Genomic DNA, 25,366 nt, shown 5'->3' with positions numbered 1-25,366 from the left:
CTCTCATACGAAAAGGTCGACACATGAATTCTCTGGATCCAAGCACCACCGAAACCGACAAGGACCTTCCCCTGCGCGAGGACGTTCGGCTGCTGGGCCGGATTCTCGGCGACACCGTCAGTCAGCAGGAGGGTAGCGAGGTCTTCGACGTCGTCGAAAGTATCCGCCAGAATTCGGTGCGCTTCGATCGTGATTTCGACGAGCACGCCCGCGCCGAGCTGGAGAGAATCCTCGCCGAGCTGCCACGCGACACGATGCTGGCGGTCATCCGCTCCTTCACCTATTTCCTGCATCTGGCCAATATCGCCGAGGACGAGCACCACGTCCGTCGCCGGCGAGCGCACGAAATGATCGGCTCGCCCGCACGCGACGGAAGCCTGGAGCTGGCGCTGACACGCCTGCAAGCCGCCGGCATCGACGCCGAAGGCCTGCGCGCATGCCTCGAACAGGCGCTGATCTCGCCAGTGCTGACCGCCCATCCGACCGAGGTCAGTCGCAAGAGCATTCTCTTCTGCCAACACGAAGTCAGGGGCTTGCTCGACGACCGCGATCGGCTGCGCCTGACGCCGAGCGAACTCGCCGACAACGAGGTCGCGTTGCGCCGTGCGGTGCTGACGCTGTGGCGGACACGCATGGTGCGTTCGACGCGTCTGGCCGTGATCGACGAGGTCAAGAACGGCATCAGCTACTTCGACGAGACTTTCTTCGTCGAACTGCCGCGCCTCTACTGCCAGTTCGAAGACCAGCTTCGGCAGGCCTTTCCTGGCCAGAAGTGGGCACTGCCCAACTTTTTCCGGGTCGGCTCGTGGATCGGTGGCGACCGCGACGGCAATCCCTTCGTCACCGCCGAGGTGCTGCGTGAAAGCATGCGCCGGCAGTCGATTGCCGCTTTCGACTTTTATCTGGGCGAGATCCACGCGCTCGGTCGCGAGCTGCCGCTGTCACACACCCTGGTCGAAGTTTCCGACGCCCTCGCAGCACTCGCCGAAGCTTCGCCGGACAGCGCGCCACAGCGCCTCGACGAGCCCTACCGGCGGGCACTGACCGGCATCTACGCGCGCCTCGCAGCGACCTCCAGCGCGCTCGACCAGCACGAGTCGCCGGAACACGCCGTTGGCATCGCCGAAGCCTACGCCACTCCCGAACAAATCGTCGCCGACTTGCAGGTATTGGTCGATTCGCTGATCGCCAACGGCGCCGAGCTGATCGCCGCTGGCCGCCTGCGCAGCCTGATCCGTGCGATCGGTGTTTTCGGCTTCCATCTGGCGCCGATCGATCTGCGCCAGAATTCCGAGGTGCACGCCCGTACGGTCAGCGAACTGCTTTTGCGGGCCAAGTGCTGCGCCAACTACGCCGATCTCGACGAGGCGGCACGGATTGCCTTGTTGAGCGAGGAAATCACCAGCCCGCGACCACTCTACTCGCCGTACATCGACTATTCACCCGAAACGCGTGGCGAACTGGCGATTTTTTTCGCCGCCCACGAGCTGCGTCAGCGCTACGCTGCCAGCGCCTTGCCAAACTGCATCATCTCGAAAACCGACGGCGTCTCCGATCTCCTTGAAGTAGCCCTGCTGCTCAAGGAAGGCGGTATGCTGGTGCCCGGCGAAACGCCACGACTGGCGCTCAACATCATCCCCCTGTTCGAAACCATCGATGACTTGCAGCGCGCGCCGGCGGTAATGCAGCAGCTCTTCACGCTCCCCGCCTACCGCGCCCTGGTCGCCGCGCGCGGCGACGAACACGAAGTCATGCTCGGCTATTCGGACAGCAACAAGGACGGCGGTTTCCTGACCTCGGGCTGGGAGCTGTACAAGGCCGAAATCGGCTTGACGCAGGTATTTGCCGAGCACGGCATCCGCCTGCGCCTGTTCCACGGCCGCGGCGGCAGCGTCGGCCGTGGCGGCGGACCCAGCTACGACGCCATCCTGGCGCAGCCGCCGGGAGCCGTGGCCGGCCAGATCCGGATCACCGAGCAAGGCGAAGTAATCGCCTCGAAGTACGCCAATCCCGAAGTCGGCCGCCGTAACCTCGAAATACTCGCCGCCGCAACGCTCGAAGAAAGCCTGCTCGGCGTCGACCGCGACGATCTGCCGACCGCGGCTTTCCATCAGGCAATGGAAGAGCTGTCGACGCTGGCTTTCCAGACCTACCGCCAGCTGGTCTACGAAACCCCCGGGTTTACCCGCTACTTCCGTGAATCGACGCCGATCCTCGAAATCGCGACACTGAACATCGGTAGCCGGCCAGCCGCGCGCACCGCCTCCGAACGGATCGAAGACCTGCGGGCGATCCCCTGGGTTTTCTCCTGGGCACAATGCCGGCTGATGCTCCCCGGCTGGTACGGCTTCGGCAGCGCCGTCAAGCGCTGGCGTGCAGAACGGCCCGACGGTCTGCTACTGCTCCAGGAAATGTACCGCCATTGGCCGTTCTTCCGGACGCTGTTGTCGAACATGGACATGGTGCTCGCCAAGTCCGACCTGGCGATCGCCTCGCGCTATGCCGAACTGGTTAGCGACGCCGAATTGCGGAGCAGCATCTTCGCGCGCATCAGCGAAGAATGGCATGCCACGCGCGAAGCGCTGCTGGCGATCAACGGTCAGGACGAGCTGCTCGCCGACAACCCGCTGCTACAGCGTTCGATGCGCAACCGTTTCCCCTACATCGACCTGCTCAACCACCTGCAGGTCGAACTGCTGCACCGCCTGCGCGCCGGCGACGACGACATCCGCCTCAAGCGCGGCAGCCTGATCACCATCAACGGCATCGCCGCCGGGCTGCGCAACAGCGGCTGAGCAATGGCGCGGGAGGGCGGGGCAGCGGTACCCGTAGCAGCCTCGCTCTCCCGCTCTCCCGCTCTCCCCGCTCCCCCCCCACTCACCTGCAGATCACGGAGTTCCTTCAACGCCACGTCTTTACCTGTCTTTGCAAACCACGACGGCGGTTAACCCGCCAGTGGCAATAATGTCGGCTTGGTCTCCAGAAACGCGATTGATGATTGATGGCTCAGCCACTGCTCGACCCGGCCAGCCGCCATTGCGCAAAGGCCGAAGCCGGCGGCGAGAACCCTTGCCGCGGCACGCGGCCTTTGCCAGACATGCGAACACACCCGCCCAACGCCCGTCTCACTGAAATCCGATGCCCTCCTCTTCTCCCTCCAGAACTCGCCTGACCACCATCCTCAGCGTCGCCGTACTCGTGCTCGGCGCGGCCTTCGCTGCCTTTTATTTTGCCTCTGAGCGCAGCCACAGCGGCAGCGGCAACGCCAAGGCCGCTAGCGCAACGCCGACTTCTCCTGCCAAGCGCACGGCGCTGGCGGTGAGCACCGTACAAGCGCAACAGACCACCTGGTCGCAGCAACTGAGCGTCAGTGGTGGCGTCTTCCCGTGGCAGGAGGCGGTGATCGCCGCCGAGACCAGTGGTCTGCGCGTGGTCGAGGTCGCCGTCGACGTCGGCAGCGTCGTGCGCCGTGGTCAGTTGCTCGCCGAGCTCGCGCGCGACAGTGTCGACGCCAGCCTGGCGCAGCAGGAGGCGAACCTGGCAAGGGCCAGGGCTGCCGTCAGCGAAGCCGAGGCCAACGCCAACCGCGCGCGCCGGGTCAAGGGCAGTGGCGCCATGTCCGAGCAGCTGATCAATCAATACCTGATCGCCGAGCAGAGCGCGAAAGCGTCGGTCGACGCAGCGGCAGCAGCGCTCAAGAGCGAGCGTGTCCGCCTCGCGCAGACGCGCATTGTCGCCCCTGACGACGGCGTCATCAGCAGCCGCAACGCCACGCTGGGCAGCGTGGTGCAAGCCGGCAACGAACTGTTCCGCATGCTGCGCGGCAATCGCCTGGAGTGGCGTGCCGAAGTTTCTGCCGAGCAATTGCCGCGCGTGGCGCCCGGCCAGACGGCCAGGCTGCATCTGGCCGATGGTGCGCAGATCAATGGCCGTGTGCGCATGCTGGCACCGACGCTCGACCCGACGACGCGCAAGGCGCTGATCTATGTCGATCTGCCGACCGGCAGTGCTGCCCGCGCCGGCATGTTCGCCAGCGGCGAGATTCTCACCGGCAGCAGCTCGGCAAACGCGCTGCCCTCTTCGGCGGTGATCCTGCGCGACGGTCACAGCTACGTCTTCCAGGTCGACGCGCAGAATGTCGTCCGCCAGATCAAGGTCGACACCGGTCGCCGCCAGGACGGCCAAGTCGAAATCCTCGCAGCGCTGCCGGCCGACGCACGCTTCGTCGCCAGCGGCGGCGCCTTCCTCAACGACGGCGACGCGGTACGCGTCGAAGCGGCAGCAAGCGCCGAGGCGGCAGGCGCAGAAGCGCCCCAGCAAGGGCAGGCCAGGCCAGCAACGCCGGCCGCCGAGGCGCAGGCAGCAACGCAGCCGGAGGCGGCCAGATGAACTTCTCTGCCTGGTCTATCCGCAACCCGGTTCCGGCAGTGCTGCTCTTCGCCCTGTTGACCTTTCTCGGCATCAGCAGCTTCCGCTCGCTGGGCATCCAGAACTTCCCCGACATCGAACTGCCGACGATTACCGTCGCCGCCACTTACGAAGGCGTTGCACCGGCGCAGATGGAAACCGAGGTGGCGCGCAAGATCGAGGATCAGGTCGCCTCGCTGGGCGGCATCGAACACATCACCACCACCCTCACCGACGGCTCGGCATCGATCAAGGTCGCTTTCAATATCGACAAGAACGCCGAGATCGCGCTCAACGAGGTGCGCAACGCGCTGGACACCGTGCGCGCCGACCTGCCGGCGGCGATGCGCGACCCGGTGGTCTCCAAGGTCACCACTTCGGGCAGCGCCATCCTCACCTACGCCGTACATTCCGAGCGCAGCGACGAAGAGGCGCTCTCGTGGTTCGTCGACAACGACGTCGCCAAAGCCATGCTGGCGGTGAAAGGCGTCGGCAAGGTCGCCCGTATCGGCGGCGTCGACCGCGAAGTACAGGTCGATCTGGACAGCGCCCGCCTGGCCGCCCTGGGCGTCAGCGCCGGCGACATATCGACCCTGCTGCGGCAGGTGCAGCAGGACGCCTCGGGCGGCCGCGGCGACATCGGCAGCGGCATCCAGTCAGTGCGCACGCTGGCGGCGGTCGGCACGGTCGCCGAGATTGCCGCGCTGAAGATTCCGCTGTCCGGCGGGCGCAGCGTCCGCCTCGACGAGGTGGCGAAAGTCCGCGACGGCGTCGCCGAACGCAGCACCATCACCCTGCTCGACGGCCAGCCGGTGGTCAGCTTCGAGGTCACGCGCATCAAGGGCGCCAGCGAAGTCGCCGTCGCCGCAGCGGTACGGCAGGCGGTGCTCAAGCTGCAGGCGCAACACCCGCAGTTGCAGATCGAGGAAGCGTTCAATACCGTCGCACCGGTGCAGGACAACTTCGACGGTTCGATGGAACTGCTCTTCGAAGGCGCTTTCCTGGCCATCCTGGTGGTCTGGTGGTTCCTGCGTGACTGGCGTGCGACGCTGGTGTCGGCGGCGGCGCTGCCGCTGTCCATCATTCCCACCTTCGCCGCCATGTACTACTTCGACTTCAGCCTCAACACGCTGACCCTGCTCGCGCTGGCGCTCGTCGTCGGGATCCTGGTCGACGACGCCATCGTCGAGATCGAGAACATCGTCCGCCATCTGCGCATGGGCAAGACGCCGATCGAAGCGGCCACCGAGGCCGCGGACGAGATCGGCCTGGCGGTGATCGCCACCACCTTCACGCTGGTCGCGGTCTTCCTGCCGACCGCTTTCATGGGCGGCGTGCCGGGCAAGTTCTTCAAGCAATTCGGGATCACCGCAGCGGTTTCGGTGCTCGCCTCGCTCCTCGTGGCGCGCCTGCTGACGCCGATGATGGCCGCCTACTTCCTCAAGGCGCACGGCGCGCAGCCAGCCGACAGTCGCCTGATGACCCGCTTTCTCGCCTCGGCAGCCTGGTGTCTGAAGCACCGCAAGACGACAGCGCTGGCCGCGATCCTGTTTTTCGTCGGCTCGCTGTCGCTGCTGCCGCTGCTGCCGACCGGTTTCGTTCCCGCTGCCGATCGCGCGCAGACCAAGGTAAACATCGAGCTGCAACCGGGCAGCACGCTCGAGGAGACGCTGGCCGTCGCCGCGCAGGCCCGCCGGCTGCTCGAGGAAATGCCCGAGGTAACGCGCGTTTTCAGCGCCGTCGGGCGCAGTTCGGGCGGCAACGACGGCCCGTTTGCGGGCACTGGCGGTAGCGATGTGCGCAAGGCGACCCTGACCGTGAACCTCGTCTCGCGCCACGACCGTGCCCAACAGAAAGTCATCGAAGCCGACATCCGCAAGCGCATGGCCGCCCTGCCCGGCACCCGGGTATCGGTAGGCGCCGGGCAGACCGGCGAAAACCTCAAGCTGGTGCTTGCCGGCGAGGACCCCGAAGCCTTGCGCCTGGCCAGCCAGGCCGTCACCTCCGAGCTACGCACGCTCAAGGGGATCGGTAACGTCACTTCCGGCGCCAGTCTGCAGCGCCCGGAAATCCACATCACGCCCGACTACGCCCGCGCCGCCGACCTCGGCGTCACCGCCGCCGCCATGGCTGAAATCATCCGCATCGCCACCGCCGGCGACTACGACGCCAAGCTGCCCAAGCTCAATCTCGCGCAGCGCCAGATCCCAATCCGCGTCCGCCTCGACGAGGACCTGCGTCACGACCTCGACGCCGTGCGCCAGTTGCGCGTACCGGCCAACAAGGGTGCCGTGCCGCTGGAAGCGGTGGCCGACATCCGCCTGGGCAGCGGCCCGGCGCAGATCGACCGCCTCGACCGCCAACGCAACGTGACCATTGACGTCGAACTCGGCAGCCGCGACCTCGGCGCCGTCGTCACCGAAGCCAACCAGTTGCCCGCGCTGAAGGGCCTGCCGCCCGGAATCAGCCGCCCGCCATCAGGCGACGCCGAGCGCATGGCCGAGCTCTTCGGCAGCTTCGGCTCGGCGATGCTGATCGGCGTCCTGTGCATCTACGTCGTGCTGGTCCTCCTCTTCCACGACTTCCTCCAACCGGCGACCATCCTCGCCGCGCTGCCGCTCTCGGTCGGCGGCGCCTTCTTCGCCCTGCTGGTAACCCACAACAGCTTCTCGATGCCGTCGGTGATCGGCCTCCTGATGCTCATGGGCATCGTCACCAAGAACTCGATCCTGCTCGTCGAATACGCGGTGATGGCCCGGCGCGAGCACGGCATGGCGCGCTTCGAAGCCCTCATCGACGCCTGCCACAAACGCGCCAAACCGATCCTCATGACCACCATCGCCATGGTCGCCGGCATGACCCCGATCGCGCTGGGGATTGGCGCCGAACCGAGTTTCCGCTCGCCGATGGCCATCGCCGTTATCGGCGGCTTGCTGACGTCGACGGTGCTGAGCCTGCTGGTGATTCCGGTGGTGTTTACTTATGTAGATGATTTGCTGCTGTTGCTGAAGCGGCTTGCCGGAAGGCTGCATCGGGCGAATCATGGGGTGGGGACGGCAGGGTCGTGAACCAGGGGCGGGCAGTGCCGCGTTGGCGAGTAGCCGTGACAGCCTGAAGGACATTGGCGACGGTTTCGGCTTACACTACGCTCGTTTCAACAAGATCGTAAGGGTGACGGGACAAGCGGGCAGCGAGGCGAAGGAGAAGCCCGCGCGCGTGCTTAACGCAAACGCTAACCAACAGGAGACAGCGTGGCCCCTACAGTCGTCCGCGATGGCCCATACCAACTTTTCTTCTTTTCGCGGGAAGAACCGAGAATGCACATCCATGTGGCCCATCCGCATGGCGAAGCCGAGTTCTGGCTACAACCCGGCCTGGAACTTGCCAAGCACACGGGGCTGTCCGGGCGGGAATTGGCCGACGCCGAGCGAGTCGTTGCTCGCCACCTTGAGGAGATCGTCGATGCCTGGCACAAACACTTTGGCGGTTGAAGTCACCCACGTCTCGAAAAACGGTTTTTGGCTGCTTCTCGGCGATGAGGAGCTTCTCTTGCCGTTCTCCGAGTTCCCCTGGTTCCGACAGGCCACCATCCAGCAACTGACCACCGTCGAATGGCCAAGCCAGGACCACCTGTATTGGCCACTGCTGGATGTGGATCTGTCCGTCGAGTCCATCCGGCACCCAGAGAGCTTTCCGCTCCTTTCGGCGAGTTGGACGAAGCCGCTACGCGGAGGAAACGGCGGCGCTGTAGTCGTGTTGAAGTCAAGATGTCACCTCGCCCCTCATCCGAGGGATGTTCATGATGAATGCGAGGTTACCGCAAGATGGAAGACATATCCGCTGTCGCAACGACGAATTTTGACACGAACTACGAGCTCCACCAGAAGCACCTGACGCTCAAGGGCTTGCAGCCGAAGACGATCGAGGCGTATTCGCGCGCCGTGCGCCGGGTGGGAGACTACTTCGCTCATCAGATCGACGATCTGAGCGAGTCCGACCTGTTGGATTACTTCGCCGACCTGCGTGAGACGCACTCCTGGAGTTCGCTCAAGCTCGATCTGTACGGGCTCAAGTTCTACTACGAGCACGTGCTGAAGAAACCCTGGGTGGCGCCCGGTCTGATCAAACCGCCGCGCTCGCAGCGCCTGCCGGACATCGTCACGGTCGAGGAGACCGAGCGGATTTTTTTGGCCACGCAGGTGCTCAGTTACCGGGTCTTCTTCTTCACCCTCTACAGTCTCGGCCTGCGCCTGGGCGAAGGCTTGCGGCTGACGGTCGCCGACATCGACGGCGCGCGCGGGCGTGTGCATATCCGCGATGCCAAGGGCAACAAGGATCGCCTGGTGCCGCTGCCGACGGCCACCTACCAACTCCTGCGCCGTTTCTGGCAGCGCCACCGTCATCCCGTCCTGCTGTTTCCCAATCGCCGCGGCGGCTCGGCGGGAGCACGCACGGCCAGGACGCCGCTCGACCGCGGCGGCGTTCAGAAAGCACTGAAAGCGGTGGTCGAATCCTGCGGGCTAAAAAAAACATTTCGCCACACAGTTTGCGCCACGCTTATGCCACGCACCTGGTCGAGGCCGGCGTCGAGCTCACCGAGGTGCAGCGCATTCTCGGCCATCACTCGATTCTCACGACCGTTCGCTACACCCATCTGACGGATCAAACCAGGCATCACGCCATCGAGCGCATCAACGCGCTGATGGACGGCTATCGCGTGGGCAAGGGGACGCCGCGATGATCCGCTTCGGCTCTGTCATCGCCCAGTTCGAAGCGGACTTCATGACGCAATTTCGCCACCGGCTGAGCTTCGAGCAGCTTCGGGCGCTCTCGGCGATGCGCGATTGCCGCAGCCCGGCCAGCCCGATGATGCAGGTCCAGTGCGAAGGCTGCGATCACCAAAAACTCGTTCCGCATTCCTGCGGCCATCGCCTTTGCCCGCACTGCCAGCACCACGAGAGCCAGCAATGGCTGGAACGTCAGATGCAGCGCCTCGTCCCGGCCGACTACTTTTTGCTGACCTTCACGCTGCCGGCTGAATTGCGTGGGCTCGCTGCAGCGCACGCCGACGTCGTCTTCGATTTGTTGATGCGCTGTGCCTGGGAAACGGTGCACCGCTTTAGCCAGAACGACCGGCAGTTACAAGGCACGCCGGGGGCGATCGCGGTCCTGCACACGCACTCGCGCCGGCTCGACTTCCACCCGCATGTCCATCTCGTCGTCCCTGCGGCGGCGCTCGATGCAGCGAAGCAGCGCTGGCGACGCAAGCGGCGCGGCAAGAACGGCGTCTATCTGTTCAACGAGAAGGCGATGGCCAAGGTGTTCCGGGCAAAAATGCTGGCGGCGATCGAGGCGGCCGGCATTTGCTTGCCGGCGTGCTATCCGCGGGAATGGGTGGCGCACTGCCAATCGGTGGGCAGCGGCGAGAAGGCGCTGATCTACCTCGGTCGCTACCTCTACCGCGGTGTCATCCGTGAACAGGACATCCTTGCCTGCGAGAATGGCCGGGTGAGCTTCCGCTATCGCAACGCGAAAACCGGCAAGTCGGAAAAGCGCTCGCTCACCGGTGCTGATTTCCTCTGGCTGATTCTCCAGCACGTGCTTGCCCAAAGGCTTTCGCCGCGCGCGCAATTTCGGCTTCCTGCACGCCAATTGCAAGCGCCTGATCGGCTTGCTGCATCTCTTGCTGAAGTTCGATCCCAGCCGCTTCACGCCACCGCGCAAGGAGCGGCCAGCGATGCTTTGCTCGTGCTGTGGCGCCGTGATGGTGATCGTCAGGACGCGGATTCGATCGACGTCGTCCGGTGTCGTTGCTGTGCCACCGGTCGTTGCGGTCGCCATCTGATCATGTAATCCGCCTTCACAGCGCTATCTGGCCGCGTTCGGGACTTCAGTTTCCCCAAGCTGATTGATGCGGTCGCCCGGAGTTCGGTGGCCGGGACGCCAAAACGGCCGGATTCGCAAGATCTTCGTTGCCTGTCCAGCAGCGCGCCGGGACTTCTCGCTCCCGGCCCTCCGGCGTTTATGCCTGCGTGGTAAATCCAAAAAAGATATTTGCAGAAGGGGCGCTCAGCCCTCCGGCCCGGGCTCGTCCAACAAACGGATCAGATCGTGGCTGCGCACGATCTATCCTTATTCGTTAGGCTAGCCCTTCGTTCCAGCGAGACGCGCTGCAAGCGGTGCGTCCTGGAGCTGACTACAAGTGCTTCCCCGATGACTAGGCCACTTAGACTCGAAGTCGTGGGCACACTTTATCAGAGGCAAATGGAAAGACCTGACCCCGAAGTGAAAGGATTAAAAGAAGGATTAAAAGGAGCCAGGGTCGATTTTCCTAAAAGTCGGTACTGGCGAGACGGCAAAGGCGGAACAACAGACTACGGTTTTTAAGGTGTAAGTATGGAAAATCCACTGCCATCGGTCTGCGTTGAAACCTCCATCGTGAGCTATCTTTCTGCAATTAAAGTGCAATTAAAGAATTAAAGGGGCCAGGGTCGAATTAAATGCAAGTCAATAGCCTAAAGCAATTAAAGCAGCAATTAAAGGGGCCAGGGTCGAATAGCAATATAAGGGCCCAGGCTCGATTTAATTGGAAGAGCCTGCCATCCTCAACGACATGCCCGTCGTCCCCGCATTCATCTCCCAGGTTTTCCCCTGCACGTCGTTCAGCGGGGATATAAGCGCGACGCCTGCTTCTTCGCTGAGGAAGACTACCTCGCCTACCGCGAATGGCTGGGCGAGGCGTGCCAAGCCACCGGTTGCGCGCTGCACGGCTACGTCCAGATGACCAAGCACGTGCACGGCTTGCTGTCTGCGCCGGAATCCGAGGCTGTCCCTCGGCTGATGATTTAGGAAGAAAGTAGGAAGAAAGGGGCCAGAGAAGAAAGCAGAAGAAAGGGGCCAGGGTCGATTAAATGCCTAATTTTTTAGGCTCATTATGGATTCCAGGTTGGTGCGCAACGAAAGCGACGTTAGAGGCGCACTAGACAACGCCCAAGGAATTCCGTATGCTCTCCTGGGAAGGAACACCTAGGAGAAAGGGGCATGTACACGACGCACACTGCCAGCACTGGGCTGGTTAAAATCCAGGACCTTATCAACGATGCCAAGTGCTTCGAAGTCGTTCGGGACCTGCGCTGGCCAGAGGGTGTTCGCTGTCCGCATTGTGCGGACGAGCACGTTATCAAGTTTGGTCGCGATGAGACCCAGGAACATCGCCAGAGGTACCGCTGTAAGTCCTGTGAAAGGTACTTTGACGACTTAACCGACACGATCTTCGAAGGGCATCACCTACCCTTGCGCACTTGGATCTTGTGTTTGTATTTCATGGGGTTGAACCTGTCGAACACGCAAATCGGCAAGGAACTGGGCCTCAACAAGGACGACGTTCAGAAGATGGCGACCCAACTTCGAGAAGGGGTAGTCAGTCGCAAGCCCGCCCCAGCGCTCCAGGGAACCGTTGAGTGTGACGAGGTCTATGTGGTGGCGGGGCACAAGGGACATCCTTTGGCAGTAAAAAAAACACCGTAAGGGCCGCAGAAACCGCCTGAAGGGGGCTCGCGGTCGCGGCACGCTTGCCAAGGAGAAGCCTCCGGTTTTCGGCATGATCCAGCGCGGCGGTCAAGTCGTCATCCGCATGCTCGAAAACGTCCGCCAAGTCATGATACAACCGCTGATCCAGGCCACCATCGCGCCGGGCACCCTAGTGCTGACCGACGAGTATGACATCTACGGCCGTCTGCCTGAGTGGGGCTACAATCACAAGACCGTCTGCCACAGCGCCCGCGAGTACGCCCGCGATGAAGACGGCGACGGCTTCCATGAGGTTCACGTCAACACCATCGAGGGCTTCTGGTCCTTGCTGCGCTCCTGGCTGCGGCCTCACCGCGGCATCTCCCAGGAAAGTCTTCCTCTCTACCTCGGCTTCTTCGAGTTCGTTCACAACGCCAAAAATCGCGGAAAGCGACTTCTCGAATCCCTCTTGGGGTTGCTCCTCAGCTAACAACCCGAAACCCATAATGAGCCTTGTTTTAATTATACTTTCTTATATTAGCTCTTGTGCATGCCCCCAAACATGCCCCCATCGAACCAACGCTGCCCGCGTCTTGCGGAGGAGGCCATCTGATCAACGCGAGCAAGTTGCTCTGGGTTGATTTCTGACAACACGGACGGCCCAGAGTAGGCCACTTCCTTATCCGTGCCGCAAGTGCCGTGCAAACTAGCCCGGAGTCTCGTGGTACATGCACAACTTCTACGTCAGCGCAGAGCACACGCGGATCTCGGTATACCGCTGCAGCGAGTTTTGGTTGATGGGCAGATCAGATCAGCCGCGTTCACCTAAGCCGGCAACAGCACCCTCCGCTGGAGGGCAGTGCTAGCACATCGCCCGATTGTTCGGGCGACAGGTCACCGGCTCCAACCGACTCGCCTGGATCTGTTCGCTAATCCACAACTGCACCTCAGCCTCGACCCATCCCGACGAGCGCCCGAGCTTGATCTGTTTCGGAAATTCGCCCCTTTTGATCTTGTCGTAGATTGACGATCGGCCAAGCCCCACCATGGACTTGACTTGGGGAAGACGTATCAACCGTTGATTCATAGCATCACCTCACGTTTCATCGGACAGACCGGATTCATCCGCGCCAAGCGTCGATTCCATGAGTCGACTTTAGTACGGCGACGAGAGGATCACGGTGCTGAAATGCGAACTTTTCGAGCGCATTTCGCACGTCCAGGACGCTGGTAGTGAATTGTGGAGGGCAATTACGCTACGAGGGATGCGGTCGATCGAGCAGCAGCGTCGTTGCCGACTACTCGCAGCCAGCGTCATTTGATGGCGCCAAGCGAGGTCGGCAATCGATCCGTAAAGCCAACGACACGTCAGCGTCTGACGTCGCCTAGAACTCACTCTCAATGCAAAGACCGCGACGCTCGCTGATCATTTCTTCCGCACATCAGCTGGCCACGGTGACACGCGAACCGTCTAGCCGTTATTGGCTTCGCCCTTGCCGGCCACTGCTTGCTTGAATACGGCACCCGCAGAAAACTTGGGCACCGTCGTGGCGGCAATGCTGAGCTTCTCGCCAGTTTTCGGGTTCTTGCCTTCGCGAGCCGCGCGCGGTGCCGCTTTGAAAGAGCCAAAGCCCACCAGCGTCACCGATTCGCCGTTGGCGACGGCTGCCACGATTTCTTCAAGCAGAACATCGACGGCACGGCCCGCGGCCACCTTGGACAGATCAGCTTTGCTCGCCAGCGCTTCAATCAGTTCAGACTTGGTCATCGAGTTACTCTCCGTTTGTTGGTCAGTGACGGCCCGATTCTCTCATCATTGCCGGCGCGACTCACCCGACAGCGCCCGCGACGCCGCATCGAGATCGATCCCTTCACTCGGTGGCTGCCCGTCACGGCACAGATTGAGTTCATAGCGAACGGCAAATGGGACCCGCTTGCCATCCTTCGTCGGCACGTCGTCCTGGATCAGCGTCGCCTCCAGGCGAGCACAACCGGCTTCGGCAAACTTCCTCAATGTTCTGACCTGAACCCGCACCGGCGCAGACGAGCGCGTCTGCCCCTTCAAAAACTCCGCCATCCGCCCACTTATATCGCCATCGGATCGCCCATCGGGCGCATCGATCGCTGCGATCAGAACCTGCTTCAGGTCAGCGACAAGAACATCTCTGCCGCCCAGCAGAGCCACGATGCACACCGCCATTGCAAGAGCTTTCGGAGCTGCTTTCATTCCCTCTCCCCGAGAGTAGCCACGCCATCCAACTGTCCGAGGGCATCGCTGCCTCGCCCGGACAGAAAAACGTGCTCAGTCATCGCCGGTTGTAGTAGCTATTGACGCGCTGCTCGACGGTGCGCCGGACGTTCTGCCTGATCGACGACGCAGTGGGTACGCGCACGCTGGCCGTGACTTCCGCGATGAACTCACCCAGGTCGATGCGCGAAAAATCGAGCCGTTCGAATTCTTCGGGGGTGAATCCGGAACAGTCTGGATGCTTGCCGCTGCCCCAGCCTTTGCCGACCTGCGCCCTGCCCTGTTCATTGATCAATCGGGCCAGGCGAGAGTTGAAACAGCAATACGACTGGGTCTGCTCGATGCACGTCCTGATGATCGGCACCCGGGCCGAGCTGAAGGACCGCACCGCGACACAGAGATTGGCATCGCGGTGCATCGCCAGCAGTTGCTCGGTCTGGTCGCACGAAAGCAGGTCCGAGAGCAGTTCGAGGGCCACCGCCACGGCCAGCGAGTAGGGAAGAAATTTGATTACGCTCCACCTATCCTGCCAGAAGTCCGCCCGGCTGTCTAGCCGTCTTGCGCGAAGGTTTTTTCTTGCGACGCACCCCCAGGCCTTGAAAATACCGGGCTGCAGCATTCATGCTTCAGGGCTGCACGGTGGACAAGGCTCACGCAGGCGTCCTTCTGCTATTGGATAACCGAGAAACGTTTCACCGATCCCGAAGCTATCAAATCGGCGGACAGCGTTGACGAAGGCCTGAAACGTATCAAGACGGCGCTTGCTTCTGCCTTGTGATGGGGCTCAGCTCAGGAAACGGAAGAATCGCACGCTAAGACACCGGCACTACCGTTAAGCCTCGCCGTATACATAGCGGCCGGAATTTGCCCTGCTCGACCTGCTTGTTCTGCCGCCACAGATAGTCGCCGGTCAGGTTGATGTGCTCCCAGCCCAGCGGCGAGAGGTGCGGTAGCGGCCAATAGTCTTACCGATGCCATCGACACCAGCACTTCTTCAGTTCGTTTCTTCGTCCACGTCATGGCCCGCCTGGCAGAAATGGAACGTGACCTGACGATAGAGCATACCCGTGGGTGAAAGTAGGGCCTCCGCACTCGGACGACATAATCCCCATTGTCATAGGCGGGCAGAGAAAAATCGTTAACCTTTATATGGTTATGCCAAAGGCCTGTAAACCTCTCCGTAATTAGGTCTACTCTCGTCTATTGGGCGACCCAAATAACTTGACTACTACACTTGCCTCTACACTTGCCCGTCCGCTCAGCGCGGATCGGGGAACGGCGTGGTCTCATCCTGCTGATAGTTCGCGATCAGTTCATCCAGCAGCAGGTTAAGGTTGGTCTGTGCGTCGGCGTTGGTTCCATTGAGCGCGTCGTTAAAGACATCCACGGATGCGTCGACAATGTTCGGATATTCCAGATCGGGAATTTCTCCACTCACGTATTGGTACAGGCTGTACTGGGGATTCATGGTCTCATCGAAATTCAATTTATAAGCCGCGTTGCGAATCGTGGCCCGGTTGCCGCTGTTGGTGTACCACTGCGAAAAGTTGAAGGCGCGCACGATATTGAGGATCGGCGGCACGATCACCGGTGGCCTAGTTGGAATGCCGCCGGGCCGGATGACTGGTGGCTTGATCGCCGGACGGATGATTATGGGATTTTTGACGACGCCGCTAAAATCCTTGGCGTCCATGTCGCTCGGGAAGGTATTGGCCGCCGGGTCGGTCAGGCGCACGATGGTGGCGTAGAGATCGGTCACATGGATCATCTGTGATGCTGTCGCATTCACGCGCGAGGCATGCAGGAAGCGCGGACTGATCGCCTGTTCGTTGATTTCATTCATCAGCGCCTGGCCGTCGGTGATGATCATCGGCACACGTACGCCGCCTTCGTAGATTTCTGTCTTGTGTTCTTCCAGCGAAACGCCGGCCGGAGTGCCGTTGTCGCCGATGAAAATAATAATCGTGTTCGACAACTGATCCGCAGCAATCGGCGGGAAATAGCGCAGTCCGCCCGGCTGGCCCGAAGTCCCGATCAAGCGGCCGATGTTGCCGTCCATGTTCTGCACCATCAAGTTAAACAGGTAGTCGTCGTCAGCGGGATTGCCTGCCGTTGCCGCATCGTATCCCCCGGGCGGTACGTGGAACGGATCGTGCGGCGTGTTGAAGGCGATCGTGGCAAACCACGGGTCTGCGGCATTCGCATTGATCCACTCTGTCGCGTCCCGCGCGGTGCGCAGCGTGGCGTACTGCGTGACGTCTACATTCGCATCCAGCGCCACCGGCGTGTAGCCGGTAGCCGAATCGACAACCGACCAAACGTAGTAATCGGGCAGTACGCCACCCAGCGTGCCGATATGGCGACCCCATCCATGGTCTGTTGGCGTTGCCGCGTCGCTCACGCCGCCAAGGTGCCATTTGCCAAACAGGCCCGACACATAACTGTTAGGCAGAAGATTCGGCAGGGTTGTAAGCCCGGCACTAGAATCCAGTACCGGATTACCCATCGGACTGCCGACGCCGTGTTTCCAAGGGTGCAGTCCGGTATAAATCGATGCGCGCGTCGGCGAGCACGCCGGTTGCGCCCACGCGCCGGAAAAATACAAGCCGTTGCGTAGCAGCAGACTGGTGTTGGGCATGGCACCGACAATGTCTGTCCCGCTGTTGTCGACGTTATGCACTTCGATCGTGCGCGTGGCGCCGCTGCCGGCTATCGTGACGTTGGCTTCGCCGAGGTCGTCGGCAATGCAGAGCAGAATGTTCGGTGTGGCTGAGTTGGTTGACATCGCTATGTGCTCCTTAAAAGTAACGCGATAAGCTGCGAGAGAACCGGAGTGGCGCCGTGCTCGTGATACGTAGCGCGACCGTTGGCCGCAACCAAAAAGGGATGTCGCCCCTGATACCGCCGGACTTAATTTGCGAGGACAATATCGTCAACCACACGTAGAAGGTAGACCACCGCACGGCAAGGGAGGCGACATGGACCGTTTTCTCAATAAGCACCAAGAGTCAACCCTGGGTGTTCTCAAGAGGTTTGACCGGATTATCTGCAATGGGTGCCTGACCTCAATGTTTCCAGATGGCGCGTTTGGCCGCTACCTGTCCGAGCGGGCCGTGCTGCTCAAGGATGCCGGGAAATTCTTCGAGCGCGAAACCGAAAGCTCATATACGCTTGATGGTACCGTTGGATTTCCTATCCTTTGAAGGAGAACCACCATGGGCCTGAACGTCGACCTCGCTCTCGAGATGCTGTGCCTGTGCGACTTGGCTGAGAGGTTCCGCGGCGCGCAGTTCGACACGCTTGCCGAGCCGACTTCCACCTTTCTGAACCTGAGGACAGGAAACCCGGCGAAGCCGGTTCGCGTGAGGGGCTCCCCGATCCGCGCGCCCAAGGGGTTGGTCGCGAACACCGGGCGCGCCGACACCGAGTGTTTCGTCGCGCGCACCGACGCCGGCGACGTGGTCGTCGCCTTCCGTAGTTCGGAGACCCGGCTGTTCGGCAACGAGGGGGCTTTCAAGGACTGGTTCCTGACTGACCTGCAAAGCACACGAGTCCACTATCCGCCCGCACCGGGTTCCACAGGCGACCGGCGCTGGGTGCACTCGGGCTTCTGGCATGCCTACGATCCGCTGCGCAGCCGGCTGCTCACCGAGGTCGCGCGGCAGGCCGACCGCGGCGGCAAGGCGCGGGCGGTCTACGTCACCGGCTTCTCGCTCGGCGGCGCGCTGGCGGTTCTGGCTGCGCTCGACATCGCCGATGCGCTGCGCTCGACCGACGTGCATCTGGTGTCGATCGCCGCGCCACGCACCGGCGACGCTTCGCTGAACAAGCTGCTCGACGAGCGCGCGAAGAGCGCATGCAGCATCGGCTTTCGCAGCGACCCGACGGTGCACGTTCCGCCGATCGGGCCGAACCTGCCGCTAACCTTCACCCATGCGGTCAAGATCGACATCGGCAGCGTGCAGCTCGGCCTCGGCCGGCCGGTAGTTCCGCAGTTCGCTCAGCAATACCGCACCCCGGGTGACGTGTTCTACATCGACGCCGACTACGTGCTGCACGAACGCTGGCCGGCAATTCAGTTGGCGCTGAACTTCCTTGACCACAACTTTGCGCGCTACCGCAACGCCCTTTACGCGGTGCGCCACGACCGCCGCGAGGCCGAAGTGGCGATCGCGGCGGCGCCGCGCGACGGCCGCATCGACGGCGTGCTGCAGATGATGTTCAGCGGCGCGCCCGCCTGAGCCTTTTCGTTCCCCCACCACCACCGAAGGAGCACGCCATGACTATACGAGTCGTCACCGGCCGCGTCGCCAAGCTGTCCGTCAACGACGCCAGCCTCATCTTCTATCTCGGCAGCGACCCGGCTTCGATGTCGGTCTCAACGATCGAGAAGAACTACAACGCGATGGCCTCGGCGGTGTTCCTCGCCACCGCGAACAACTTCGAGATCACCGTGAAGACCGACTCCGACGGGCGCGGGGTGAGCCTTCTGACCGTCGAGACTTGAGTTCGGGGTGGACGGCTCGCGCCCTGCAGCGCGATAGTGCCGCGGCGGTGCCACCTGTTACGTCCTGCGCTGATTTAGAGCCCTCGGCCCAAGCTTTTCGAGGTTGAAACGCTGGCCGAGTCCCACGCTGCGACGGGAACATCTATCCCGGCGGCAGCGTGGGATGAAGGCGCTACCGAGGCGGCAGCGGCGTGGTCCGCCAGGGGGCTTCGGGATCGTACAGATTCATCTGCCGCTGGTGGTAGCGGCGCAGCTGTACGAAGTAACGGCTTTCGCATGCGACGGCGAGCTGGTTAAGGAATTCACTGAGCACTGCCGCGCTTTCATCGGAGAGCCCATCGGGGAACAACGGGAGAGCAGAGCGGCGGCTCATCGCAATTCCTCGATCGCCAACTGCAAGAGATCGTCCGGCAGATGATTGAGGCCGCGTGGTACCGCCAGGCGCATCGCCGTGCGCAGAATTCTCCCGGCGTGCCGCGGTAGCCCCTTGCTGGCCTGCCGCAAGATCTCCAGACCCGAATCGCTGAGCAGCGTATGCGTGCAACCGGCGCTCTTCAGGCTGTGCTGGATCAGTTGCGCAAAGCGCTCGCGTTCGAGCACCGGTTTGAGCTGCACGCGTACCTGAACGCGCCCGGCCAGCGCCGCATACGGCGCCCGCTCCAGTGTTTGCGCCAGTGCCGGATGGCCGATCAACCAGACCGACATCACATCGCGTGTATCAAAAGCGAAGTTGAGAAAGGCCGGCAAATCGCGGAAGAACTCCAGCGGCAGATTCTGCGCCTCGTCGATGATCCATACCGGCACCAACTGGCGGCCATCGACCAGTTGCAGGATGCGCTCCTTCAGATCGCGCCACAGCTGCGCCCGCCGATAGCCCGCTTCCACTCCCAGAGCGCGCGCCAGACCGCGATAGATATCGAGCCGCCCGAAATCCGTCTCCGCCTGATAGATCACCAGGTGGCGATGCGGATTCAGGCCGCGGGTCAGCTGGCGCAAGGCGGCCGTCTTGCCCACTCCCGGTTCGCCGGTGATCAGGCCGACTCCGGGCGAGTGCAACAACCAGGCGAAGCGCTCCGCCAACAGCCCCAGCGCACCGTCATCCCACAACTCGGCCGCTTCCTTGCCCAGCGGCGAATGCCGCAAACCAAAGTGTTGCAAGTCCATTTCACTCCCCCTTGCAGTCGTAATATTGCTGATAGATCAGCTCGATCAGATTCGGGCCGCTCTTCGTCGGGGGCGCTGGGTCAGTGTTCGCCGGGTCCGGCTGGCGTCGCCGACGTGTGGCGTTGGCCAGTGCATCGAGCGGCGTCGCCGCGCCGATCGCTTTCCCTTCCTCGTCCTCGACGCCGATCACTACCTCGGTATGCGGATCGACCACCAGAGACACCGTTTGACCGGAGAGCTCGAACGGCACCTCGAAGCGTTTGCCGTGATACGACACCGTGCCATCCTTGCGCACCAGACGGCTGACGCGATGCCGGAACAAGAGATCGAGCTTCGCCGCCAACGGCCCGAGCGGGCGAATCCTGGACAGGTCCTGCTGGTAACGTGCCAAAGGGCTGATGCCGTCCAGACTGGCATGCGGGCGGCGGTGATAAACCTGCTCGAGCCAAGCCCACAAACGCGCGTTGAGATCGTCCAGGCTGGCGATATGGCGCTCGTCGAGTTCGCTGAGAAACTGATCGCGGCAGGTACGGTGCCAGCGCTCCAATTTGCCCTTGCCCTCGGGCGCGTACGGCCGGCAGTGAATGAGATGGATGCCCAGCCGGGCGCAGATCCCCTGCAAAGTTTCGGCGCGATAGGCGGCGCCATTATCAACGACCAACTTGAGCGGAATGCCGCGCCTGAGCACCGCCTGCTTGAGCACGCCTTCGATGTCCAGAGCGGTCTCGCCAGGGCAGAAGGCGCTGTGCGTGAGCAACCGGGAAGCGTCGTCGAACAGTGAGACGAGATAGCTCTTGGCGAGTTTGCCGCCGATCGGGACGCGTGGGCCGTGCATCACGTCGCCATACCAGATCGCCCCCGCGGTCGCGGCGACAAAGCTGCGTTTCTCTTCCGGCAGGCTGGCCGAGCCGCTGATTCGTGACAGACCGTGCTGCTGCAGCAGACGGTGAATGGTCGAGCGGGCGAGGCCGCCACGGGCGACGGTGCCGGCCGCTTCGAGCAATTGGCGAATCTGGCACAGCGAGCGCCGCGGGTTGTCGCGCTTGGCGGCAAGAATGGCGGCCTGGGTGGCGGCGGAGAGCTTCGATTGCCCGCGGTCGGCGCGTACCTTGGGCGTCAGCCCATCGAGCTTGTGGAGGCGCCAGGCGTAGTACCAGGCCTGAATCGTCTTCTCGCTCAGATGCCGCCGACGGGTGCCGGGAATGGCGTATTCGCGGCTGGCCAGCTCGCGCAGAATCTGTTGCAGTTCTCCCCGCTCCAGCCGCTCGCGGCTAATCAGCGGACCCAGGACGAACAGGCGAAACAGGGCTTTCGGATCAATCGGGTTCATGACCACTCCTTGTGATAAATCGGAGAGGTGATCAAACCAGAAGGACCCGGATAATGACAGGAGCAAACTGTGTGGGGACCCCGCCCGGGCGGGGTCTGCCCTGTCCGCCGCTCGTTCAGGATCAGGACATCACGGGATGTTCAGCTCTTGATCAAGGAGGGTCATGGCTTGCACCAGGCCCATGGATTCGAATACCCGACGCCAGAAAGCGCCGAAGTCGGCGGCCCGCCCGAGTTCGGCACAGCGGGCGCGCAGGTGAAACTCGAACAGCAGGCTGCTCTTCTGTAGCCAGTCCCACCAGCGACCGGCGGTACGCCGGTCCGGCAGGCTGCCGAGTGCACGGCGCTGATCGGAGCGTTCGCTCAACTGCCGTTCGAGGTGGGCTTGCTGCACCGACCAGTCATACCAGCGGCGCGGTGCGATGCACGCCGGCAGACGTGAACAGGTGCGCCGACAACCAGAGCAACGGTAGCGGCAGATCGGTATCGGGTTGAGGGAAACCTGCCCGGCTCGGCGGTCGGCCTTGCGCTCATAGTGCCCGTGTGGTCAGAGGATCTTGAGCCCGCAATGCGGGCAGCACGGCGGCCGATACACTTCGGGGTTTGCCTGACGGCCTCAAGATGCCGCTCGATCGTGTCGATGCCGGCTACAATTCGCTGCATGGGCTGGGCTCTCTTCTATCTCGGTTGTCTTGATAACTTCCCACGATAACAGAGGTGTCCCGGCCCATCTTTCGTTCACGTCGTCCCAGCCTCGTTCAGGCAGCACGCCTTCCTTCGCTCTCGCCGTTCATGGGATAGGCGACGCCGTCAGTTACTGGAGAGCGGCGGACGTAACACCACCGATGAACCCGAGCTTCGACCTCGACCCTGTGCGCATTGGGCACGCCTGCGAACGCTGCTCGATGCGGCGCTCTCGCTGCCCGAGTCGCAGCGCGAGGCGTGACACGATACCCTCGCCGAGCCCGCAGCCGTGCGCTCGCGCCGCGGCTGCGCGCGCTGCTTGCGCATGCCCGCGGGGGCAGTGCCGTGGCATCAGCGCATTGCCTCGTAGGTGCTGGATGGAAGTAGCCATGCGCAAAGGTCCAGACTGAAGCAAGACGAGTTCTCATCGCCCCTCGTGGGAGGATTCGTTCCTGTGGTAATCCGCCCGGCCGGGCGGATTACCACAGGCACTGAGCGGGGCGGGATTCAGATGACTTTTCACGGGCCACCGGCGCGAAATTCGAGATTGACGCCCCGTGATGGAGGCTCATATACCCTTGATGGGGTCGTTGGATTTCCTATCCTTCCTTGTGAGCCTCCCAACCCCGCGCGCGGGCCAGGCGTTCGCGAAGAAACAGGGTTTGTGGTGCCCAATTGCGCTACGTGGCAGTTGCCCCACATGGTTAGCGGCAGCACCGATATGACCGACCTACCATTGGTGTGAGCTCAAGCGAGCCCGTTTGTGAGCATGCTCTGGGAATCGTCGGCGACAGTGGTGAGCGCAGCGATGTGCATCCCGTTTAGGAGATCGAGTCGAATTTCGACGTTTCCCCTGGTGCTGCCATTCATTAACCTATTTTCCTCAGTTGCCAGCTCGATAAGTGTTGCAAACTCAGTCCTGACGAGGGCTTTTTCGGCGAATGATGGTCACCCAATGGGTGAGATGAATTTTGAGCAAAAAGGGATCGTCAAGGCGGTGGATAGTGCTTTGCAAGTAGCGGCACCAGCGGCGACGGAGATGCGGGTGGCGACGCCCGGCGGCCGGTTTCACGTGCGCTGAGACGAAGGGGGCAGATCATCTGCTGATCAAGGAGGATCATGGCTTGCGCCAGGCCGATGGATTCGAATACCCGGCGCCCGAAGGTGTCGAAGTCGCCGGCGCGTCCGAGTTCGGCGCAGCGAGCACGCAGGTGAAACTCGAACAAGAGACTTTTCTTCTGTAGCCACTCCCACCAACGACCGGCGGTGCGCCGGTCGGGCGGGTTTCCGTGCCCACCGTGGCGATCGGGAAATCCGTTCAGCCGCCGTTTCATGGCGTCTTGCTGCACCGACCAGTCATACCAGCGGCGCGGTGCGATGCACGCGGGCAGACGCGAACAGGTGCGCCGACAGCCGGAGCAGCAGTAGCGGCAGATCGGTATCGGATTGAGTGAAACCTGCCCGGCTCGGCGGTCGGCCTTGCGCTCATAGTGCCCGTGTGGTCAGAGGATCTTGAGCCCGCAATGCGGGCAGCACGGCGGCCGATACACTTCGGGGTTTGCCTGACGGCCTCAAGATGCTGCTCGATCGTGTCGATGCCGGCTACAATTCGCTGCATGGGCTGGGCTCTCTTCTATCTCGGTTGTCTCGATAACTTCCCACGATAACAGAGGTGTCCCGGCCCATCTTTCGTTCACTTCGTCCCAGCCTCCTTCAGGCACCCCGCCTTCCTTAGCTCTCGCCGTTCATGGGATAGGGGACGCCGTCAGTGGAGAGCGGCGGATGTAACACGAAGCCATAGCGGACCTCCAAGGTGCTGAAGACGGTTCTACGGCCTGCATGTTCGCCAAGTTCCTTTAAGAACCCTCTATACCGAAGGCTTCAGCCGTTTCGTTACGTCCACGACTGTTCCAGTTGCTACCGGCCGGAGCGAAAGTTGCCGGGCGGGATTCGCACCCGCTGGAAAACAGCGCCTTGGCACGGCGCACAGGAATTTAGGTTCAACGCCGCCGCCAGGTGAATCTGCGCGCGCAACTGGTCGCACAGCTTGCTGTTCGCGACCACCGCGTTGTCGACGTCGGCATAGGCGTTGCGGATCGGCAATTGCTAGCTGAGCAACGCGGCCCCTTGGGCAGCCTCGACCTACGAGACCTGGCGGCTGATTGCACGGAAGGTGACGAGCGGCTCGGCGAGCGAAGCGGCGCAGATCCACACCCGGGCCGGGTGACGAAGCCCGCGGGAAAGGTTCAAACGGGTGCGCTCTTGGCGCAGAATACGGCGTGTTCCGTTCGAGAGAGGATAGCGACGTGGCAGCGAAAAAAACCGCACAGCGCAACCGGAACGCTGACAATCCCCGTCAATGGCCGTCGGGACAAACCTTCCTAGTGCTCTTTCTGCTCGCCGCCATGCTGATCGTTCCGGCGGCATTGACGCTGTCGAGCGTCGAGCATCCGGGCGTGCTCAGCGTGGCTTCGGACAACCCGACGCCCTACGGCTATACCTGGAGCCTGCTCCTGTTCATCGTCCCGGTGACGGTGCTCGTCGGCTGGTTCGCGCACCGGCCGGATCTGCCTTTCCCGCGCCAGGCATTCTGGCGAACCCTCGCGGTGCTCGTGCCGCTGGGCTTCGTGCTCGACCTGGCTTTCGGCAATGCCTTCTTTGTCTTCAGCAATCACCACGCGACGCTGGGGATAATGGTTCCAGCCGTCGGCGGCGCGCTGCCCGTAGAAGAGTTCGTGTTCTATCTCACCGGGTTCATGGCCGCGCTGTTGAGCTACATCTGGGCCGACGAATACTGGATGAGTGCCTACAATGTGCCCGACTACCGCGCGCAGGTACGCGGCATCGAGTGCATCGTGCGCCCGCATTATCCGTCCGTGCTCTTCGGAATCGCACTGATCGCCGCCGCCGCCGTGTACAAACGCTGGTTTTCCGACTCGCCGGCTGGTTTCCCCTGGTATTTCACCTATCTCACGCTTGGCGCCCTGATTCCCTCGGCGGCGCTCTTCCACACCGCCAGATCGTTCATCAACTGGCGCGCGTTCGGTTTTACCTTCTTCCTGATGCTGCTTATCAGCCTTCTCTGGGAGGTGACGCTGGCCTTGCCGTACGGGTGGTGGGGCTTCCGGCCGGAAGCTATGATCGGCGTCCACATCGACGCGTGGTACAGACTGCCGATCGAGGAACCGCTGGTCTGGATGGCTGTAAGCTACGCAACAGTGATCGTGTACGAGGTAGTCAAGATCTGGCTCGCACTCGGCGACCGGGCGTGGCAGGTGCTTTTCGGGACGGGGGAAGCGTAGGCGAGTTCGCGAGGTGGCGCTCTTTCGATCCGAGCGGGCAGTAAGTAGGTGGTCGGCGTAGCGGTTTGAACACTGGTCGCCCATTGAAGCGATATCGTGGCGGTGGATTCGGCGGGTACCGACCATCAAGAGACATTGCAGCAGAGAAATTTGGTCCCGTCTAAATTGCGGGTAGCCGATCCTGAACTGGTCGCTGGATAGTTTTCGGGGCCAAAC

Annotated in this window: 23 protein-coding genes and 6 pseudogenes; 15 read left to right on the top strand and 14 right to left on the bottom strand. The window is 62.3% G+C overall.

Annotated features, from left to right (window positions below; translation table 11 throughout):
* The first annotated feature begins 23 nt into the window (after positions 1–23).
* The 10 genes and pseudogenes from ppc (at position 24) to V5B40_RS09365 (ending at position 12,406) form a co-directional block, all read left to right on the top strand.
* Positions 24–2,795, top strand: coding sequence for a phosphoenolpyruvate carboxylase (gene ppc, locus V5B40_RS09410; protein WP_332354266.1), 2,772 nt, complete (start codon positions 24–26; stop codon positions 2,793–2,795).
* 343 nt (positions 2,796–3,138) lie between these two features.
* Positions 3,139–4,389: an efflux RND transporter periplasmic adaptor subunit gene (locus V5B40_RS09405; RefSeq protein WP_332354265.1), complete on the top strand. Its 1,251-nt coding sequence runs from the start codon at positions 3,139–3,141 to the stop codon at positions 4,387–4,389.
* Complete coding sequence (locus V5B40_RS09400) at positions 4,386–7,475, top strand: efflux RND transporter permease subunit (protein ID WP_332354264.1); 3,090 nt, start codon at positions 4,386–4,388, stop codon at positions 7,473–7,475. The genes V5B40_RS09405 and V5B40_RS09400 overlap by 4 nt, the downstream gene beginning before the upstream one ends.
* Before the next feature lie 183 nt (positions 7,476–7,658).
* A complete protein-coding gene (locus V5B40_RS09395) occupies positions 7,659–7,898 on the top strand; it encodes a DUF4160 domain-containing protein (RefSeq protein WP_332354263.1) in 240 nt (79 codons plus the stop codon).
* Positions 7,870–8,301: a DUF2442 domain-containing protein gene (locus V5B40_RS09390; protein ID WP_332354262.1), complete on the top strand. Its 432-nt coding sequence runs from the start codon at positions 7,870–7,872 to the stop codon at positions 8,299–8,301. The genes V5B40_RS09395 and V5B40_RS09390 overlap by 29 nt, the downstream gene beginning before the upstream one ends.
* On the top strand, positions 8,232–9,065 hold the full coding sequence (locus tag V5B40_RS09385) for a tyrosine-type recombinase/integrase (RefSeq protein ID WP_332353823.1): 834 nt from the start codon (positions 8,232–8,234) through the stop codon (positions 9,063–9,065). The genes V5B40_RS09390 and V5B40_RS09385 overlap by 70 nt, the downstream gene beginning before the upstream one ends.
* Positions 9,008–9,148, top strand: coding sequence for a hypothetical protein (locus tag V5B40_RS09380; protein WP_434735846.1), 141 nt, complete (start codon positions 9,008–9,010; stop codon positions 9,146–9,148). The genes V5B40_RS09385 and V5B40_RS09380 overlap by 58 nt, the downstream gene beginning before the upstream one ends.
* Positions 9,145–10,252, top strand: a pseudogene (locus tag V5B40_RS09375) (IS91 family transposase). The gene V5B40_RS09380 and the pseudogene V5B40_RS09375 overlap by 4 nt, the downstream one beginning before the upstream one ends.
* Positions 10,253–10,992: 740 nt before the next feature.
* The gene (locus tag V5B40_RS09370; RefSeq protein WP_332354540.1) at positions 10,993–11,256 is read left to right on the top strand and encodes a transposase; all 264 of its coding nucleotides are present in this window, start codon (positions 10,993–10,995) and stop codon (positions 11,254–11,256) included.
* 192 nt (positions 11,257–11,448) lie between these two features.
* Positions 11,449–12,406: pseudogene (locus tag V5B40_RS09365) on the top strand (IS1595 family transposase).
* A 372-nt stretch (positions 12,407–12,778) separates the two neighbouring features.
* On the opposite strand, the gene V5B40_RS09360 reads toward V5B40_RS09365, so the two are convergent.
* The 5 genes and pseudogenes from V5B40_RS09360 to V5B40_RS25230 all read right to left on the bottom strand — a co-directional run.
* The gene (locus V5B40_RS09360) at positions 12,779–13,003 is read right to left on the bottom strand and encodes a helix-turn-helix transcriptional regulator (protein ID WP_332354261.1); all 225 of its coding nucleotides are present in this window, start codon (positions 13,001–13,003) and stop codon (positions 12,779–12,781) included.
* Positions 13,004–13,387: 384 nt separating this feature from the next.
* Positions 13,388–13,684: an HU family DNA-binding protein gene (locus V5B40_RS09355; RefSeq protein ID WP_332354260.1), complete on the bottom strand. Its 297-nt coding sequence runs from the start codon at positions 13,682–13,684 to the stop codon at positions 13,388–13,390.
* A gap of 45 nt (positions 13,685–13,729) precedes the next feature.
* Positions 13,730–14,143 (bottom strand): hypothetical protein, encoded by a 414-nt coding sequence (locus V5B40_RS09350; RefSeq protein ID WP_332354259.1) that lies wholly within the window; start codon positions 14,141–14,143, stop codon positions 13,730–13,732.
* A gap of 79 nt (positions 14,144–14,222) precedes the next feature.
* Positions 14,223–14,783 (bottom strand): conjugal transfer protein TraN, encoded by a 561-nt coding sequence (gene traN, locus V5B40_RS09345; RefSeq protein ID WP_332354258.1) that lies wholly within the window; start codon positions 14,781–14,783, stop codon positions 14,223–14,225.
* A 193-nt stretch (positions 14,784–14,976) separates the two neighbouring features.
* A pseudogene (locus V5B40_RS25230) lies at positions 14,977–15,117 on the bottom strand (hypothetical protein); the annotation flags it as partial.
* A 5-nt stretch (positions 15,118–15,122) separates the two neighbouring features.
* Between V5B40_RS25230 and V5B40_RS09340 the strand changes: the two are divergent.
* A pseudogene (locus tag V5B40_RS09340) lies at positions 15,123–15,233 on the top strand (recombinase family protein); the annotation flags it as partial.
* 189 nt (positions 15,234–15,422) lie between these two features.
* On the opposite strand, the gene V5B40_RS09335 reads toward V5B40_RS09340, so the two are convergent.
* The gene (locus V5B40_RS09335; RefSeq protein WP_332354257.1) at positions 15,423–16,949 is read right to left on the bottom strand and encodes a sulfatase-like hydrolase/transferase; all 1,527 of its coding nucleotides are present in this window, start codon (positions 16,947–16,949) and stop codon (positions 15,423–15,425) included.
* A 193-nt stretch (positions 16,950–17,142) separates the two neighbouring features.
* Between V5B40_RS09335 and V5B40_RS09330 the strand changes: the two genes are divergently transcribed.
* The 3 genes from V5B40_RS09330 to V5B40_RS09320 are packed head-to-tail and all read left to right on the top strand — an operon-like array spanning position 17,143 to position 18,671.
* Positions 17,143–17,367 carry a hypothetical protein gene (locus V5B40_RS09330; RefSeq protein ID WP_332354256.1) on the top strand — a complete coding sequence of 75 codons (225 nt, stop codon included), beginning with the start codon at positions 17,143–17,145 and terminating at the stop codon, positions 17,365–17,367.
* 12 nt (positions 17,368–17,379) lie between these two features.
* Positions 17,380–18,405: a lipase family protein gene (locus tag V5B40_RS09325; RefSeq protein WP_332354255.1), complete on the top strand. Its 1,026-nt coding sequence runs from the start codon at positions 17,380–17,382 to the stop codon at positions 18,403–18,405.
* 38 nt (positions 18,406–18,443) lie between these two features.
* Complete coding sequence (locus V5B40_RS09320) at positions 18,444–18,671, top strand: hypothetical protein (protein ID WP_332354254.1); 228 nt, start codon at positions 18,444–18,446, stop codon at positions 18,669–18,671.
* 172 nt (positions 18,672–18,843) lie between these two features.
* On the opposite strand, the gene V5B40_RS09315 is transcribed toward V5B40_RS09320, so the two are convergent.
* The 8 genes and pseudogenes from V5B40_RS09315 to V5B40_RS09280 form a co-directional block, all read right to left on the bottom strand.
* Complete coding sequence (locus V5B40_RS09315; protein WP_332353729.1) at positions 18,844–19,044, bottom strand: hypothetical protein; 201 nt, start codon at positions 19,042–19,044, stop codon at positions 18,844–18,846.
* A complete protein-coding gene (locus tag V5B40_RS09310) occupies positions 19,041–19,835 on the bottom strand; it encodes an ExeA family protein (RefSeq protein WP_332353730.1) in 795 nt (264 codons plus the stop codon). The genes V5B40_RS09315 and V5B40_RS09310 overlap by 4 nt, the downstream gene beginning before the upstream one ends.
* A 1-nt stretch (position 19,836) precedes the next feature.
* Positions 19,837–21,165 carry a DDE-type integrase/transposase/recombinase gene (locus V5B40_RS09305; RefSeq protein ID WP_332354233.1) on the bottom strand — a complete coding sequence of 443 codons (1,329 nt, stop codon included), beginning with the start codon at positions 21,163–21,165 and terminating at the stop codon, positions 19,837–19,839.
* A gap of 129 nt (positions 21,166–21,294) precedes the next feature.
* Complete coding sequence (locus tag V5B40_RS09300; protein WP_332354234.1) at positions 21,295–21,558, bottom strand: hypothetical protein; 264 nt, start codon at positions 21,556–21,558, stop codon at positions 21,295–21,297.
* 24 nt (positions 21,559–21,582) lie between these two features.
* A pseudogene (locus V5B40_RS09295) lies at positions 21,583–21,651 on the bottom strand (DUF6431 domain-containing protein); the annotation flags it as partial.
* Between the two features lie 1,186 nt (positions 21,652–22,837).
* Positions 22,838–23,182: a hypothetical protein gene (locus V5B40_RS09290; RefSeq protein ID WP_332354253.1), complete on the bottom strand. Its 345-nt coding sequence runs from the start codon at positions 23,180–23,182 to the stop codon at positions 22,838–22,840.
* 51 nt (positions 23,183–23,233) lie between these two features.
* Positions 23,234–23,290: pseudogene (locus V5B40_RS09285) on the bottom strand (DUF6431 domain-containing protein); the annotation flags it as partial.
* A gap of 475 nt (positions 23,291–23,765) precedes the next feature.
* Positions 23,766–23,951, bottom strand: a complete 186-nt coding sequence (locus tag V5B40_RS09280) for a hypothetical protein (protein WP_332354252.1) — start codon at positions 23,949–23,951, stop codon at positions 23,766–23,768.
* A gap of 203 nt (positions 23,952–24,154) precedes the next feature.
* Here V5B40_RS09280 and V5B40_RS09275 point away from each other — a divergent pair, with 203 nt between their 5' ends.
* Positions 24,155–25,150 (top strand): lycopene cyclase domain-containing protein, encoded by a 996-nt coding sequence (locus V5B40_RS09275; protein ID WP_332354251.1) that lies wholly within the window; start codon positions 24,155–24,157, stop codon positions 25,148–25,150.
* The last annotated feature ends 216 nt before the right edge of the window (positions 25,151–25,366 follow it).

This window comes from Candidatus Accumulibacter meliphilus, assembly GCF_036625345.1.
Lineage (GTDB): Bacteria > Pseudomonadota > Gammaproteobacteria > Burkholderiales > Rhodocyclaceae > Accumulibacter > Accumulibacter meliphilus.
This window is presented reverse-complemented; position numbering and strand designations above follow the sequence as displayed.